Consider the following 16227-nt stretch of genomic DNA (forward strand, 5'->3'; position numbering starts at 1 on the left):
AATGCCATTATAGCAAAGAAACGCGCCCCATGCAACCGCAATGGAAAGGAGCAGATCGGAACATGAAGATCTCCCGCTTCGAGCTGGCGGCCCTGGTCCTGACGGCCGCCTTCCTGGCCTTCTCTGTGGGCTGGCTGGCACGGGGCCGGCAGGACGACGGCCCGGTCCGCATCCAGGTGGAGCGGGCGGCGGAACAGGAGCTCCTGCTCCCGGAGCCTTCTTCGTCCCCGCCGGCAGAGACGCCGTGCCCTGCGGAGAGCGGCGCGCCCGCCGGAACGGACCGCACCGACATCAACACCGCAGACGCGGAGGAGCTCCAGAGGCTGCCTGGGATCGGGGCGGCCAGAGCCGAGGCCATCGTGGAGGACCGGGAGAAGAACGGGCCTTTCCGCATCCCGGAGGATCTGACGCGGGTGCCCGGCATCGGGGAGGGCATCCTGGAGCAGTGCATCAGCCATATCACAGTAGGAGAAGAGGACACACCATGAAGATATTAGTGGTAGACGACGAGAAGGTGCTGGTCAAGGGCATCAAGTTCAACCTCCAGAGCGAGGGTTATCAGGTGGAGACTGCCTATGACGGCGAGGCCGCCGTGGAGCTGGCCCGGAGCGGAGCCTTCGATCTGATCATCCTGGACCTGATGATGCCCAAGATCGACGGGCTCCAGGCCTGTATGCGGATCCGGGAGTTCTCCAATGTGCCCATCATCATGCTCACGGCCCGCAGTGAGGATGCGGACAAGATCGTGGGCTTCGAGTGCGGGGCGGACGACTATATCACCAAGCCCTTCAATATCCTGGAGCTGAAGGCCCGGGTCCGGGCCCTCCTGCGCCGGGCCGGCATGGCGGCCCGGAAAGAGGAGAACGGCCGGCTCACCGTGGGGCACATCACCCTGGATCCCAACGAGCGCTCCGTGTGGAAGGGCGAGGAGCCGGTGGACCTGACCGCCAAGGAGTTCGACCTGATGGAGCTGCTCATGCGCAACCCGGGCCGGGTGTACAGCCGGGAGAACCTGCTCAACGTGGTCTGGGGCTATGAGTACGCCGGGGACTACCGGACGGTGGACGTCCATGTCCGCCGCCTGCGGGAGAAGCTGGAGCTGGACCCGGCCCATCCGGTGTACATCCTCACCAAGTGGGGCGTGGGCTACTATCTGAAGAACGCCTGACCGGGATCCGGGCGGGCAGGACAGGAAAGGGGGGAGCCGGGTGTCCGGAGCCTCTGAGACGGAGAAGTGGGTGCCCTTCTGGCGCTCCCTCCAGAGCCGGTTCATCCTGAGCTTCGGGGCGCTGATCGCGGCCCTGCTGCTCTTTTTGAACATCTATCCGATCGTCACCTCCGAGGATCTGGTGTTCCAGTCCAAGCAGGACGCCCTCTGGCGGCAGGCGGACATCATCACCTCCACGCTGGCCGGGGGCGAGGGCCTCACCGCCGAGGGGGTGGAGGCCAATCTGACCAAACTGGGCGTCACCAGTCTGGACCGGGTCCTGGTCACTGACCCCAGCGGGAAGGTCCTCTACGACACCAGTGAGGTGGACAACGCCAGGGACCGTTATGCCCTCCTGTGGGAGGTGGTCAGCGCCCTGAAGGGAAACGACGTGTTCCGCTCCGAGTATCGGGACGGGGCCTTCCGCTCTAGGGCCGCCGCGCCGATCCTCTACCGGGGGATGACGCAGGGGGCGGTATACCTCTATGAATACGACCGCCAGCAGGCGGAGATGCTCCGGGACCTCCAGAGCAACCTGCGCAACATCTCCATCGTGGTGTGCGTGGCGGCCTTGGCGTTCAGCGTGCTGATCTCCAAGGCCGTCACCCGGCGGATCGCCGTCCTGCTCCGGGGCATCCGCTCCGTGCGGGAGGGCGAGTACAGCCACCGGGTCACCATGGCCGGCGGGGACGAGCTGGCCCTGCTGGCGGGGGAGTTCAATGAGCTCACCGACCGGCTCCAGACCACGGAGGAGGTCCGGCGGCGCTTCGTCTCCGACGCCTCCCATGAGCTCAAGACCCCGCTGGCGTCGATCCGGCTCCTGACCGACTCCATCCTCCAGAACGGGGACATGGACCCGGACACGGCCCGGGAGTTCGTCTCCGACATCGGGGACGAGGCCGAGCGCCTGACCCGGATCACCGAAAAGCTCCTGACCCTCACCCGCATGGACACCGCCCCGCCTCGGAACGTGGCCCCGGTGGATGTGGCCCGGGTCATCCGCAAGGTGGAGCATATGCTGGCACCGCTGGCGGCGGCGGTGGACGTGACGGTGGAGCTGGAGCTGGGGACGGACTGTGTGGTCCGCTCCACGGAGGACGACCTGTATCAGATCGCGTTCAACCTGATGGAGAACGCGGTGAAGTATGACCTGCCCGGCGGCCGGGTGCGGGTGGAGCTCTCCACCGAGGGGGACCAGGTGGTCCTGCGGGTGGAGGACACCGGCGTCGGCATCCCGGAGGAGGATCTGCCCAAGATCTTCGACCGGTTCTACCGGGTGGACAAGGCCCGCTCCCGAGAGGCCGGCGGCACCGGACTGGGTCTGTCGATCGTGCGGGACGCGGTGTGCCAGAACGGCGGCACCGTGGAGGCCCGCCGCCGGGAGCCGGAGGGGACCTGCTTCGAGGTCCGCTTCCCCCGGTGCGGGAAGGAGGAGACGCCATGAGGAGACGACGCGCAGGGCCCCTCCTGCTGGCGCTGCTGTCCCTGGCCGGGACCGCCGGGTGCGTGATGAAGAACACCATGGACCAGCAGAGGCGGGCAGAGAGCTATGAGGTCTATTTCGCGGCGCGGGACGATGAGACCGGCACCGCCGTGGCCGGGGAGCTGTGGGTCCCGGAGGCGGGCAGCGAACCGGTCCAGGGCCTGCTGGACCAGCTCCTGGCGGGGCCCGCGGAGCCGGGACTGGTGTCCCCCTTCCCGGAGGACCTGTCCCTGCGAAGCTGGAAGCTGGAGGAGGGGTGCCTCTCTCTGGACTTCTCCGAGGCCTATGAGGCCCTGTCCGGCATCGACCTGACGATCGCCAACTCCTGTCTGGCCCTGACGCTGTGCCAGGCGGAGGGGGTGGATGCGGTGTCCATCACCGTGGCGGGAGAGGCGCTCCCCCAGGCCGCCGAGCAGCTCCGGGCGGAGGACGTGGTGCTCACCGGCTCCGAGGGGGAGCCGGTGGCCGTCACCGCCACGCTCTGGTTCCCGCGGGCTGCCGGGAAGGGGCTTGGAGTGGAGTACCGCCGCCTGCTCCTGTCGGAGGAGGACACCCTGAGCCGGGCCGTCATGGAGGCCCTGCTGTCCGGTCCCCAGTACGATAGCCTCCAGGCAGTCCTGCCGGCGGACACCCAGCTCCTGGACGTGGTGGTGGAGGACCGCGTGTGCTATGTGAGCCTGCCCACCGACGCCCTGACCGCGCTGGAGGGGGACCGGAGCCGGCTCCGTCTGGTGGTCTACGCCATCGTGAACACCCTGGCCGGGAGCATCGACACCGTGGACGCGGTCCAGCTCCGGGCGGACGGCCAGCCCATCGACCTGCCCGACGGACTGGGCCAGCCTCTGGCCCCGGACCTGACGCTGGAGCAGGAGGACTAGACCCGCTTTGTACGGCTGGGCCCCTTCCCGGGACCGGGCCTGCAAATAGATCAGAATGAAAGATAAGATAAGGGAGAGAACTGATATGAACGACCAGAGCTTCGATACTCAGTGCATCCACGGGGGCTACCGCCCCGGCAATGGCGAGCCCCGGAACATCCCCATCATCCAGTCCACCACCTTCCGCTATGAGAGCAGCGAGGCCATGGGCCGCCTCTTCGACCTGGAGGAGAGCGGGTACTTCTATACCCGGCTCCAGAATCCCACCAACGACAGTGTGGCCGCCAAGATCTGCGGTCTGGAGGGCGGGACCGCCGCCATGCTGACCTCCTCCGGTCAGGCGGCCTCCTTCTACTCCATCTTCAACATCTGCTCCTGCGGGGACCATGTGGTCTCCTCCTCTACGATCTACGGCGGCACCTATAACCTCTTCGCCGTGACCATGAAGCGGATGGGCATCGAGTTCACCTTCGTGGACCCGGACTGCACACCGGAGGAGCTGGACGCCGCCTTCCGGCCCAACACCAAGGCGGTGTTCGGCGAGACCATCGCCAACCCGGCGCTGGCGGTGCTGGATTTCGACAAGTTCTCCAAGGCGGCCCACGCCCACGGCGTGCCCCTGATCGTGGACAACACCTTCGCCACTCCTGTGAACTGCCGCCCCTTCGAGCACGGCGCGGACATCGTGATCCACTCCACCACCAAGTATATGGACGGCCACGCCAACGCTGTGGGCGGCGCGATCGTGGACTCCGGCAAGTTCGACTGGACCCAGTATCCTGACAAGTTCCCCGGCCTCTGCACCCCGGACGAGAGCTACCATGGCGTGACCTACACGGAGCGCTTCGGCCTGGGCGGTGCCTATATCACCAAGGCCACGGCCCAGCTCATGCGGGACTTCGGCTCCATCCCCGCCCCCATGAATTCCTACCTGCTGAACGTGGGGCTGGAGACTCTGCATCTGCGGATGCCTCGTCACTGTGCCAACGCTCTGGCGGCGGCCAAGTTCCTCCAGAGCCATGAGAAGGTGGCCTGGGTCAGCTATCCTGGCCTCCCCGGCGACAAGTACTACGAGCGGGCCAGGAAGTATATGCCCAACGGCACCTGCGGTGTGGTCTCCTTCGGTGTGAAGGGCGGCCGCAAGGCGGCGGAGGCCTTCATGGGCGGTCTGGAACTGGCCTCCATCGCCACCCATGTGGCGGATGCCAAGACCTGCGTGCTCCATCCCGCCTCCTCCACCCACCGCCAGATGAACGACGAGGAGCTCCGGGCCGCCGGCGTAGCCCCCGACCTGGTCCGCCTCTCCGTGGGCATCGAGGACATCGGCGACATCCTGGCCGACCTGGAGAAGGCCCTCCAGCGGGTGTGATGACGAGAGGAAGATCATGAACACGTGAAAAAGGAGCGGCTCCCGATCGGCGGGAGCCGCTCCTTTTGCGGAATGGATCGTTTTTATCCGCGCGATCCCAGTGCGGCGGCGATGAAGGCCCGGAACAGAGGATGGGGGCGGTTGGGACGGCTCTTGAATTCCGGGTGGTACTGGACGCCCACATAGAAGGGACGGTCGGTCAGCTCCACCGTCTCCACCAGCCGCCCGTCGGGGGACAGGCCGGAGAGGGTCAGGCCGGCGGCGGTCAGGGCCTCCCGGTACTCGTTGTTGAACTCATAGCGGTGGCGGTGACGTTCGGAGATCTGGCTCTGGCCGTAGCACCGCTCCAGTGTGGTGCCGGGCTGGACGGCGCAGGGATAAGCCCCCAGCCGAAGGGTGCCGCCCTTGTCGATCTCATCGCTCTGGCCGGGCATGAAGTCGATGACCTTGTGCTTGCAGATCTCATTGAACTCACCGGAATCGGCGTCGGCGATGCCGGCCACATGGCGGGCGAACTCGATGACGGCGATCTGCATCCCCAGACAGATGCCGAAGTAGGGCACCTGGTGCTCCCGGGCGTACTTGGCCGCCAGGATCATGCCGTCGATGCCCCGCTGGCCGAAGCCGCCGGGGACGATGATGCCGTCCAGGCCGCCCAGAAGCGCGTCGGCGGAGTCGGCGGTGATGCCCTCGGAGTCGATCCACTGGATCTCCACCTGGGCCCCCTGGGCGAAGCCCGCATGACGCAGAGCCTCGGCTACAGAGAGATAGGCATCGTGGAGCTGGACGTACTTGCCCACCAGGCCGATGGTCACAGAACGCTGGGCGTTCTTGATCTGGTCCACCATGGCGGCCCACTCGGTCAGATCGGGCTTGGGGGCGTCCAGGCCCAGCTCCCGGCACACCAGGTCGGAGAAGTGGGACTCCTCCAGCATCAGGGGGGCCTCATACAGACAGGGGAGCGTGATGTTCTCGATGACGCAGTCGGGCTTCACGTTGCAGAACAGCGCGATCTTCTGGAAGATGGAGGGCTCCAGCGGCTCATCGCACCGAAGGACCACGAAGTTGGGATTGATGCCCATGCCCTGGAGTTCCTTGACGGAGTGCTGGGTGGGCTTGGACTTGTGTTCATCGGAGCCCCGCAGGAAGGGGACCAGAGTCACATGGATGAAGAGGCTGTTCTCCCGGCCCACCTCCAGCGAGATCTGGCGGACGGCCTCGATGAAGGGCTGAGACTCGATGTCGCCGATGGTGCCGCCGATCTCGGTGATCACCACGTCGGCATCGGTCTGCTTGCCCACCCGGTAGACGAAATCCTTGATCTCATTGGTGATGTGGGGGATCACCTGGACGGTGGAGCCCAGATACTCGCCCCGGCGCTCCTTGTTCAGCACGTTCCAGTAGACCTTTCCGGTGGTCAGATTGGAGTACTTGTTCAGATCCTCGTCGATGAAGCGCTCATAATGGCCCAGGTCCAGATCGGTCTCGGCGCCGTCCTCCGTGACGTAGACCTCTCCGTGCTGGTAGGGACTCATGGTACCGGGGTCCACATTGATATAGGGATCCAGCTTCTGTGCCGCCACCTTCAGGCCGCGGGCCTTCAGCAGACGCCCCAGGGAGGCGGCGGTGATCCCCTTGCCCAAGCCGGACACCACGCCGCCGGTCACGAAAATATACTTTGCCATAAGAACCTCCTCTGCATCCACGTCTCCGGGGATATCCCGGAGCGCTTGTCCAATGCTTCCATATCTGAAACACATGTCGGATCGGATCGACATGCAAACCATCCGGTGGGGAAGCTCCCACGCCGGATGGTGCTGAGGTCAGACGATATTCGTCACATAGAGCTGGCGGTAAGGATTGGCGCTGTCGGGGGTGAGGACATGGAAGGGAGCGTCCTCTACCTTCGCCTGATCCAAGCCGAATCGGTCGCAGAACTGGGCCAGGATGGGGGAGAGCTCCGCCCGGTCGGCCGCGTCGGCCTCCCGGACCAGGAGCCGGTCGGGCAGGGCGGGGAGACGATCTCCCCGGAGGAAGATCTTGCCGCCGTACATGCCCATGCCGCAGAAGTTGCCCACGGGGGTGCCGGTGCCATCCAGATCCAGGACCACGATGGTGCCACCGGCCTGGTATTCGCCCAGGAAGGAGCCGGCTGTGCCGCCCACCACCAGCAGGGGCGCCTTGTCCAGATAGGACTTCATATGGATGCCCGCCCGGTAGCCCACATTGCCTTCGATGAAGATCGAACCGCCCCGCATGGCATAGCCGCAGGCATCGCCGCAGCTGCCGTGGATGACGATGGTGCCCTCGTTCATCGTGTCGCCAACGGCCTCCTGACAGTTGCCGTAGACCTCCACCGTGGAGCCGTTGAGGTATTGCCCCAGGCCGTTGCCGGGGGTGCCACGGAGGATGAAATGCCGTCCGGAGGAGCCGCAGGCCAGATACCGCTGGCCGAAGAGGGCGTCCACCTCGATATCCCTATCCGCGCTGGCCCGGATGTATTCGTTGAGCTGTGGGCTGAGCAGGTTTTTCGCTTGGATGACCATGTGCTTCCTCTCCTTTACTCGCCGGCGTGGCGCACGCCCAGGATGTCCAGCTCCTTCTGGGTGAGTCCGACGCCCCGGAGCATGAGACGGTTGCCCCGCAGGGCCTCGATGGAGTTGATGCCCATGCCGCCCATCATCTCCTTGAGTTCGTGGTCCCAGGCGGTGAGCAGATGGACCAGACGGCGGCGGGCCTCCTGAGGATCCAGACGGGCCACCAGATCCTCCCGCTGGGTGGCGATGCCCCAGCTGCACAGGCCGCTCTGGCAGGTGCGGCACAGGTGGCAGCCCATGGCCAGCAGGGCGGCGGTGCCGATGTACACCGCGTCCGCGCCCAGAGCGATGGCCTTCACCAGATCGGCGGAGGAACGGATGGAGCCGCCGGCGATGATGGACACCTGGTCCCGGATGCCCTCGTCCCGGAGCCGCTGGTCCACGGCGGCCAGAGCCAGCTCGATGGGGATGCCCACGTTGTCCCGGATCCGGGTGGGGGCGGCGCCAGTGCCGCCCCGCATGCCGTCGATGGCGATGATGTCCGCGCCGGAGCGGGCGATGCCGGAAGCGATGGCCGCGATGTTGTGGACGGCGGCCACCTTCACGATCACCGGCTTCTGATAGTTGGTGGCCACCTTCAGAGAGTCCACCAGCTGGCGCAGATCCTCGATGGAGTAGATGTCGTGATGGGGGGCGGGGGAGATCGCGTCGGCCCCCTCCGGGATCATGCGGGTGCGGGAGATGTCTCCGTTGACCTTCTTGCCGGGGAGATGGCCGCCGATGCCGGGCTTGGCGCCCTGGCCCATCTTGATCTCGATGGCGGCACCGGCGTTCAGGTAGTCCGTATGGACGCCGAAGCGGCCGGAGGCCACCTGCACGATGGTGTTGGGGCCATAGGCATAGAAGTCCTCATGGAGACCGCCCTCGCCAGTGTTGTAGCAGGTGCCGAGATCCCGGGCGGCCTGGGCCAGCGCCGCGTGGGCATTGTAGGAGATGGAGCCGTAGCTCATGGCCGAGAAGAGGATGGGGAGCTTCAGCTCCAGCTGGGGCGGCAGGTCGCAGATCAGCTTCCCCTCCGCGTCCCGGCGGACGTCCGTGGGCTTCTTGCCCAGGAACACCCGGGTCTCCATGGGTTCCCGCAGAGGATCGATGGGCGGGTTGGTCACCTGAGAGGCGTTGATCAGCAGCTTGTCCCAATAGATGGGGTAGTCCTTGGAAGAGCCCATAGAGGACAGGAGCACGCCGCCGGAGGCCGCCTGCCGGTAGATCTCGGTGATGGTCCGGGCGGGCCAGTTGCCGTTGTTCCGGAACGCATTGTCCGTGGGGACGATCTTCAGGGCATGCGTGGGGCAGAAGCACACACAGCGCTGACAGTCCACGCATTTGGACTCGTCCGCCCGGAGGGCTCCGGTCTTTTTGTCCCGGAAGTGGACGCCGGTGGCGCACTGGCCGATGCAGATGCCGCAGTCCACACAGCGCTGGGCGTTCCGCACCACCTCATAGGGGGGATAAATGTAGTCCAGGCTCACGCCGGAGCACCTCCTTTCACATCCTTGTCCAGCGTCACGATCATGGGTTCGCCGCCCTTGGGGGACCAGACCCGGTCCAGCTCCGGCTGGATCACCCGGATCGCGGCCTCCTCAGAGGCGATGTATACCATGTCGTCCCGCTCACCCACTACCATGGAGCGGAGCTTGAGACGGTCGTTGAGGGCCATGAGGCCGCCCTCGAAGCCTACCAGGATGGAGAAAGGCCCCGTCACCAGGAAGCTGGAGAAGGCGCTACGGAGATAGGTCATCCGGGCCTTCTCCTCTGCCGGGAGCCGTTCGATGGTGTCCCAGAAGGGGGCGGCCATCACATGGGCGGCCTCCTCCATGGTCATGCCCTTCCGGCGGACCAGATAGTCCAGGATATAGGTGATGACCTCGGTGTCGGTCTGGAGGGTACAGCGGTAGCCGTGCATCTCGATGGCCCGGCGGTTGGCATCATAGCTGGAGATCTCACCGTTGTGGACCACGGAGCAGTCCAGCAGGGCGAAGGGATGGGCGCCGCCCCACCAGCCGGGCGTATTGGTGGGATAGCGGCCATGGGCGGTCCAGCAGTAGCCCTCGTAGTCCTCCAGACGGTAGAAGCGGCCCACGTCCTCGGGATAGCCCACCGCCTTGAACACGCCCATGTTCTTCCCGGAGGAGAAGATGTAGGCGCCGTCGATGGAGCTGTTCACCCGGATGACCCGGCGGGCCACGAACTCCCGCTCGTCCAGCTGGCTGTCAGAGAGCCGATGGGGCAGGGGGGCCACGAAGTAGCGCCAGATCAGCGGCTCATCGGTGATGGCGGCCATCTTCCGAGTGGGGATCTTGGACAGGTTGATGATGTCGAAATAGCGCTCCAGATACCGTTCGCACTCCTCGCGGGCGGTCTGGGAGTCATAAAAGATGTGGAGCGCATAGTGGTCCTTATGATCCGGATAGATGCCGTAGCCGGCAAAACCGCCGCCCAGACCGTTGGAACGGTCGTGCATCACGGCGATGGAGCGGACGATCCGGTCGCCGGAGACGGGCGTCCCCTTTTTGGAGAACAGACCGGAGATCGCGCAGCCGGATGGGATCCGAACGTTTCCCTCTCGCACCATGAAATTTCTCCTCCCTCGAATTGCAAAAAAGGCGTCCACAGTCTTACCGCCGGCCCAGACAGGGGAGACCGGCGGATGTTCCGTGAACGCCTTTGTTCATAGACGGTATCATAGCACGCTCTGGGCGCTTCGACAAGATATTTTTTTGATTTTTCTGGACTGAAATGGCAAGTTTTGAATGATGACTTGCAAAACGACGAAAAAACGGCTCCATTTTAGACAGCCTTCACAAGACGCGGAAGTTCAGCGAAAGAAGGGGTTGACAAGGGCGGATGGCGATCCTATAATGACCGCATCGACAGCAAGGGCGCTGTGGCTGAAAAGGCCGCAGTGCCCATTTTTCATTTCATCTCCGTCTATCCGGCGGGGAGCTGGAGAAAGCGAAGGAGTGTATCGACATGAGCAAGGTCCCTGAGCTGTTTGGCAGCATGGTCTTCAACGACGCCGTCATGAAGGAGCGTCTCCCCAAAGACGTGTACCGTTCCCTCCGCCGTACCATCCGGGAGGGCACCGCTCTGGCCCCTGAGGTGGCCGATGTGGTGGCCTCCGCCATGAAGGATTGGGCGGTGGCCAAGGGCGTCACCCATTTCACCCACTGGTTCCAGCCGATGACCGGCATCACCGCTGAGAAGCACGATTCCTTCATCTCCCCCTGTGAGGACGGCGGTGTGATCATGGAGTTCTCCGGCAAGGAGCTGATCAAGGGCGAGCCTGACGCCTCTTCCTTCCCCTCCGGCGGTCTGCGGGCAACCTTCGAGGCCCGGGGCTATACCGCCTGGGATCCCACCTCCTATGCCTTCATCAAGGATGATACCCTGTGCATCCCCACTGCCTTCTGTTCCTATCACGGCGAGATCCTGGACAAAAAGACCCCGCTCCTCCGCTCCATGGACGCGGTGAGCCGGGAGGCCATCCGGGTGCTGAAGCTCTTCGGCAAAGACGTGTGCCGCGTCACCGCCACGGTGGGTCCTGAGCAGGAATACTTCCTGATCGACAAGAAGGACTACGCCAAGCGCCCGGACCTGATCCTCACCGGCCGGACCCTGTTCGGCGCCTCCTCTCCCAAGGGACAGGAGCTGGAGGACCACTATTTCGGCTCCATCCGTCCCCGCGTGAAGGCCTATATGGCCGACCTGGACGAGGAGCTGTGGAAGCTGGGCATCTACTCCAAGACCGAGCACAACGAGGTGGCCCCCTGCCAGCATGAGATGGCCCCCATCTTCACCACCGCCAACCTGGCCACCGATCAGAACCAGCTCACCATGGAGGTCATGAAGAAGGTGGCCGACAGGCACGGCTTCGTGTGCCTGCTCCACGAGAAGCCCTTCGAGGGGGTCAACGGCTCCGGCAAGCACAACAACTGGGCCCTGTCCACCGACACCGGCGAGAACCTGCTGGATCCCGGCCGCACGCCCGCCGACAACGCCCAGTTCCTGCTGTTCCTCACCGCCGTGATCAAGGCGGTGGACGAGTATCAGGACCTGCTGCGGATCTCCGTGGCCAGCGCCGGCAACGACCACCGCCTGGGCGCCAACGAGGCCCCTCCCGCCATCGTCTCCGTCTACGTGGGCGATGAGCTGGAGGAAGTGGTGGACACGCTGGTCTCCGGCACCGCCCACGATGGAGAGAAGCGCCGGGCCATGGACATCGGTGTCACCGCCCTCCCGCCCATCCCGCTGGACAACTCCGACCGCAACCGGACCTCTCCCTTCGCCTTCACCGGCAACAAGTTCGAGTTCCGGATGCCCGGTTCCTCCTTCAACATCGCCTGCACCAACATCATGCTCAACGCCGCGGTGGCGCAGGCTCTGGGCAAGTTCGCCGATGAGCTGGAGGGCGCGGAGGACTTCGACAAGGCCCTCTCTGTCCTGGTCCGCCGGGAGCTGGCCGCCCACCGCCGCATCCTCTTCAACGGCAACGGGTACAGCGATGAGTGGGTGGCGGAGGCCAAGCGCCGGGGCCTGCTGGACCTGCGCACGACCCCCGAGGCTCTGGCCCACTTCGACGATCCCAAGAACGTGGAGCTCTTCACTTCTCTGGGCATCTATACGCTGGAGGAGCTCCACTCCCGCCAGGAGATCGGGCAGGAGGAGTACAGCAAGGTCATCCAGATCGAGGCCAAGACTTCCATGGACCTGCTGAAGAAGCGCATCATCCCCGCCTGCATCGCCTACTCCAAGTCGCTGGCCGAGGGCGTGGCCGCAAAGAAGTCCATCGGCGTGGACGCCGATGTGGAGGCCTCTATGGTCAAGCTGATCACCGACAAGACCGCCTCCCTGCTGTCCCGGACCTGCACGCTGGCCGCCGCCGTGGAGGGCGTGCCCTCCGGCGCCGCCAAGGCCGCGAGCTACTGTGCCGAGACCGTGTTCCCCGCCATGCAGCACGCCCGGGAGCTGGCCGATGAGCTGGAGATGCTGGTGGGCCGGGAGTACTGGCCCTTCCCGACCTATGGCGACCTGCTGTTCTATGTGTGATCCCGCCCCAGCACTAGATCGACCAGAAAGCGAGGGATATCCAATGGCTATCCATGAGGAGTGCGGCGTGTTCGGGATCTCCGATCCCAGAGGGGACTGCGCCCGCACCGCTTATTACGGGCTCTACTCACTCCAGCACCGGGGGCAGGAGGCCTGTGGCATCGCCACCATCAACGACCGGGAGCTCTCCTATCACAAGGACGTGGGCCTGGTGGGGGAGGTGTTCACACCGGAGCTCCTCCACCAGCTGGACGGCACCATGGCCGTGGGCCATGTGCGCTACGCCACCACCGGCGGCACCCGCCGGGAGAACGCCCAGCCCCTGACCCTCAAATATGTGAAGGGCACTCTGGCTCTGGCCCATAACGGCAATCTGGTGGGCACTCAGGAGCTCCGCACCGGGTTCGAATATCGGGGCGCGATCTTCCAGACCACCACCGACTCCGAGCTGATCGCCTACGCGATCGCGCAGGAGCGGCTCCGGTGCGGGTCCGCCGAGGAGGCCGTGGTCCGGGCCATGAAGCTCCTGCGGGGGGCCTATTCCCTGATCGTCATGTCCCCCCAGAAGCTGATCGCCGCCCGGGACCCCTGGGGCTTCCGGCCCCTGTGCATGGGCCGCCGGGGCGACGCCGTGATCTTCGCCTCCGAGAGCTGTGCCCTCCACGCCGTGGGAGCGCAGTACGAGCGGGAGCTGGAGCCCGGCGAGGTGGTCGTGGCCGAGGGGACGCAGGTCCGCTCCATCAAAGAGAACTGCGCCGGGGCCTCCAGCCACATGTGCATCTTTGAGTATATCTACTTCGCCCGGCCCGACTCGGACATCTGCGGACAGTCGGTCCACGAGGCCCGGCGGCTGGCGGGGAAGTATCTGGCCCGGGAGAGCGCCGTGGACGCCGATGTGGTCATCGGCGTGCCCGACTCCGGCCTGGACGCCGCCATGGGCTACGCGGAGGAGTCCGGTCTGCCCTATGTGATCGGGCTGGTCAAGAACCGCTACATCGGCCGGACCTTCATCACCCCCGGCCAGGAGAGCCGGGAGCAGGCCGTGCGGATCAAGCTGGGGCCCCTCCGCAGCTCCATCGAGGGCAAGCGGGTGGTGGTCATCGACGACTCCATCGTCCGGGGGACCACCTCCCGGCAGATCGTCTCCCTCCTGCGGGAGGCCGGGGCCACGGAGGTCCATATGCGGTCCTCCGCGCCGCCCTTCATCGCCCCGTGCTACTTCGGCACGGACATCCCGGACCGGGAACAGCTCATCGCCTGCCAGTACACGGTGGACGAGATCCGGGACATGATCGGTGCGGACAGTCTGGCTTTCCTGAGCTTGGACGCCCTGCACCGGATCGCCCCGGACGCCAAGTGCGGCTTCTGCGACGGCTGTTTTACGGGGAAATACCCCATCGCCCTGGACTGAGCCGGGGCGGGACGACATCGACATCTGCATATCTCGACGCGATGACGGAGACGAGTACCGCGGTACAGCCGGCCACAGCGAGCGGGGGACGATGAGAGCCCCGCGCCTCGGCCCCGCGGGAAGAACCCTCCTGAGCAGGGACCTGAACCCCGCCCGTCCGGGCGGTCAAGTAGGGCGACCGGGTGCGACCGTTATATCGCCCAGGCTTGGACCGGAGTTTTTCCTCTTTCCTTCTCTCATGTTCCCCAAAGCTTCGTTCTCCTTCTCCTCCGGGAAGAGCCTGAAAAGGGGCCGCTTCGGCGGCAATTTAGGTGGCACCGCGGAGCGCAGCATCCGTCCTAACGACCGGGAGATCCGTCCCGGCCGGGACAGATGCTGCGCTATATTTTTTCGGAGGTGCCATTTTTATGTGCTCGATCATCGGTTTCACCCAAAAGACTTACACGAAAGACCAGTTCCTGCCCTACTTCCAGCGGACCACCTCCCGGGGGCCGGACATGATGCGGGTGGAGGAGACCCCCTCCGGCTGGCTGGGCTTCCAGCGGCTGGCCATCATGGGCCTGGACGAGTCCGGGATGCAGCCCTTCCATCTGGACGGGGACGCCGTGGTCTGCAACGGCGAGCTCTACGGCTGGCGGGACCAGAAGGCCGCTCTGGAGGCCACCGGCAAGTACCAGTTCCACAGCCAGAGCGACTGCGAGATCCTCCTGCCCATGTACCATGAATATGGGCTGGAGATGTTCGCCAAGCTGGACGCGGAGTTCGCCCTGGTCATCTATGACGCGAAGAAGGACGCCTATATCGCCGCCCGGGACCCCATCGGCATCCGGCCCCTCTTCTACGGGACCGACGCGGAGGGCGGCATGGTGTTCGCCAGCGAGGCGAAAAACCTGATCGGCCTGTGCGATGAGGTCTGCCCCTTCCCTCCGGGCCACTACTGGGCCGACGGTCAGTTCGTCCGCTACGCCGACCTGACCACCGTGGCCGCCTATCGTCAGGACGATCTGGACACCATCTGCCGGAACATCCACGACAAGCTCGTCGCCGGCGTGGACAAGCGGCTGGACGCGGACGCCCCGGTGGGCTTCCTCCTGTCCGGTGGACTGGACTCCAGCCTGGTGTGCGGCATCGCCCGCAAGCTGCTGGACAAGCCCCTGCGCACCTTCGCCATCGGCATGGACACCGACGCCATCGACCTGAAATACGCCCGGGAGGCCGCCGACTATCTGGGCGCCGACCATACCGAGGTCATCATCAGCCGGGACGATGTGATCCGGGCCCTGCCGGAGGTGGTGGCCGCCCTGGGCACCTATGACATCACCACCATCCGGGCCAGCATGGGGATGTACCTGTGCTGCAAGGCCATCCGGGAGCGCTCCGACATCCGGGTCCTCCTGACCGGCGAGATCTCCGACGAGCTGTTCGGCTACAAGTACACCGACTTCGCCCCCTCCCCCGAGGCGTTCCAGCAGGAGGCCAAGAAGCGGGTGGACGAGCTGTATATGTACGACGTGCTCCGGGCCGACCGGTGCATCAGCTCCTGGTCCATGGAGGCCCGGGTGCCCTTCGGCGATCTGGACTTCGTGAAGTACGTCATGTCCATCGACCCCGCCAAAAAGGTCAACACCTACCACAAGGGCAAGTACCTGCTCCGGAAGGCCTTCGAGGCCGACAAGCTCCTGCCCGAGTCCATCCTCTGGCGGGAGAAGGCCGCCTTCTCCGACGCGGTGGGCCACTCCATGGTGGATGACCTGAAGGGATACGCCGAGACCTGCTATACCGATGAGGAGTTCCGCCTCCGGGCCGCCCGCTATGAGTTCGCCGCCCCCTTCACCAAGGAGAGCCTGCTCTACCGGGAGCTCTTCGAGCGGTACTACCCCGGTCAGGCCCGTATGGTCAAGGCCTTCTGGATGCCCAACCGGGCGTGGGAGGGCTGTGACGTCTCCGACCCATCCGCCCGGGTGCTGAGCAACTACGGCGCCAGCGGGAAGTGAGGTGCTGGGCCGGGGGAGGGCGCGGAGGCCCTCCCCCTACGGCCGGTCTTGCGGTCGAACGCTGCCGGATCTTATCGTTTTCGCGACACATCCTGTCCATGTGTCGCGAAAACGGCTTTTTTTTTTTTTTTTTTTGCGTTGAAAATACTGAAAAATGGTTGCAAGCCCCGATCGGTAACGTTATAATAGTTTCGTAGATTTGTCCGGAAGGGAGCAGACGGGGAGGGACCTCGACGGGGGGC

The 16227-nt window shown here is 65.1% G+C and carries 12 protein-coding genes; 8 read left to right on the forward strand and 4 right to left on the reverse strand.

Going from position 1 to position 16227, the window contains the following annotated elements:
- The first annotated feature begins 62 nt into the window (after window positions 1-62).
- The 5 genes from KQI12_RS09130 (at window position 63) to KQI12_RS09150 (ending at window position 4937) form a co-directional block, all read left to right on the forward strand.
- Window positions 63-488 carry a helix-hairpin-helix domain-containing protein gene (locus KQI12_RS09130; protein ID WP_216572690.1) on the forward strand — a complete coding sequence of 142 codons (426 nt, stop codon included), beginning with the start codon at window positions 63-65 and terminating at the stop codon, window positions 486-488.
- A complete protein-coding gene (locus KQI12_RS09135) occupies window positions 485-1168 on the forward strand; it encodes a response regulator transcription factor (RefSeq protein WP_216572692.1) in 684 nt (227 codons plus the stop codon). The genes KQI12_RS09130 and KQI12_RS09135 overlap by 4 nt, the downstream gene beginning before the upstream one ends.
- Window positions 1169-1208: 40 nt before the next feature.
- The gene (locus tag KQI12_RS12805; protein WP_216572694.1) at window positions 1209-2651 is read left to right on the forward strand and encodes a HAMP domain-containing sensor histidine kinase; all 1443 of its coding nucleotides are present in this window, start codon (window positions 1209-1211) and stop codon (window positions 2649-2651) included.
- Entirely contained in the window at window positions 2648-3568 is a 921-nt protein-coding gene (locus tag KQI12_RS09145; RefSeq protein WP_216572700.1) for a GerMN domain-containing protein, read from the forward strand. Before KQI12_RS12805 ends, KQI12_RS09145 begins: the two co-directional genes overlap by 4 nt.
- An 85-nt stretch (window positions 3569-3653) precedes the next feature.
- The gene (locus tag KQI12_RS09150; protein WP_216572702.1) at window positions 3654-4937 is read left to right on the forward strand and encodes an O-acetylhomoserine aminocarboxypropyltransferase/cysteine synthase family protein; all 1284 of its coding nucleotides are present in this window, start codon (window positions 3654-3656) and stop codon (window positions 4935-4937) included.
- Between the two features lie 83 nt (window positions 4938-5020).
- Here the strand turns inward: KQI12_RS09150 and KQI12_RS09155 are convergent, their stop codons facing one another.
- The 4 genes from KQI12_RS09155 to KQI12_RS09170 form a co-directional block, all read right to left on the reverse strand.
- A complete protein-coding gene (locus KQI12_RS09155; protein WP_216572704.1) occupies window positions 5021-6622 on the reverse strand; it encodes a CTP synthase in 1602 nt (533 codons plus the stop codon).
- A 138-nt stretch (window positions 6623-6760) separates the two neighbouring features.
- Entirely contained in the window at window positions 6761-7483 is a 723-nt protein-coding gene (locus tag KQI12_RS09160) for a glutamate synthase (protein ID WP_216572707.1), read from the reverse strand.
- A 14-nt stretch (window positions 7484-7497) separates the two neighbouring features.
- Window positions 7498-9003, reverse strand: coding sequence for a glutamate synthase-related protein (locus tag KQI12_RS09165; RefSeq protein ID WP_216572709.1), 1506 nt, complete (start codon window positions 9001-9003; stop codon window positions 7498-7500).
- Window positions 9000-10106 carry a glutamine amidotransferase family protein gene (locus KQI12_RS09170; RefSeq protein WP_216572711.1) on the reverse strand — a complete coding sequence of 369 codons (1107 nt, stop codon included), beginning with the start codon at window positions 10104-10106 and terminating at the stop codon, window positions 9000-9002. The genes KQI12_RS09165 and KQI12_RS09170 overlap by 4 nt, the downstream gene beginning before the upstream one ends.
- A gap of 398 nt (window positions 10107-10504) precedes the next feature.
- Between KQI12_RS09170 and KQI12_RS09175 the strand changes: the two genes are divergently transcribed.
- From KQI12_RS09175 to asnB, 3 genes are all read left to right on the forward strand, one after another.
- Window positions 10505-12580: a glutamine synthetase III gene (locus KQI12_RS09175; protein ID WP_216572712.1), complete on the forward strand. Its 2076-nt coding sequence runs from the start codon at window positions 10505-10507 to the stop codon at window positions 12578-12580.
- Between the two features lie 43 nt (window positions 12581-12623).
- Entirely contained in the window at window positions 12624-13991 is a 1368-nt protein-coding gene (gene purF, locus KQI12_RS09180) for an amidophosphoribosyltransferase (protein ID WP_216572714.1), read from the forward strand.
- 407 nt (window positions 13992-14398) lie between these two features.
- Complete coding sequence (gene asnB / locus KQI12_RS09185) at window positions 14399-15985, forward strand: asparagine synthase B (protein WP_216572717.1); 1587 nt, start codon at window positions 14399-14401, stop codon at window positions 15983-15985.
- Window positions 15986-16227: the final 242 nt, after the last annotated feature.

The organism is Pseudoflavonifractor sp. MSJ-37 (genome assembly GCF_018917965.1).
Lineage (GTDB): Bacteria > Bacillota > Clostridia > Oscillospirales > Oscillospiraceae > Pseudoflavonifractor_A.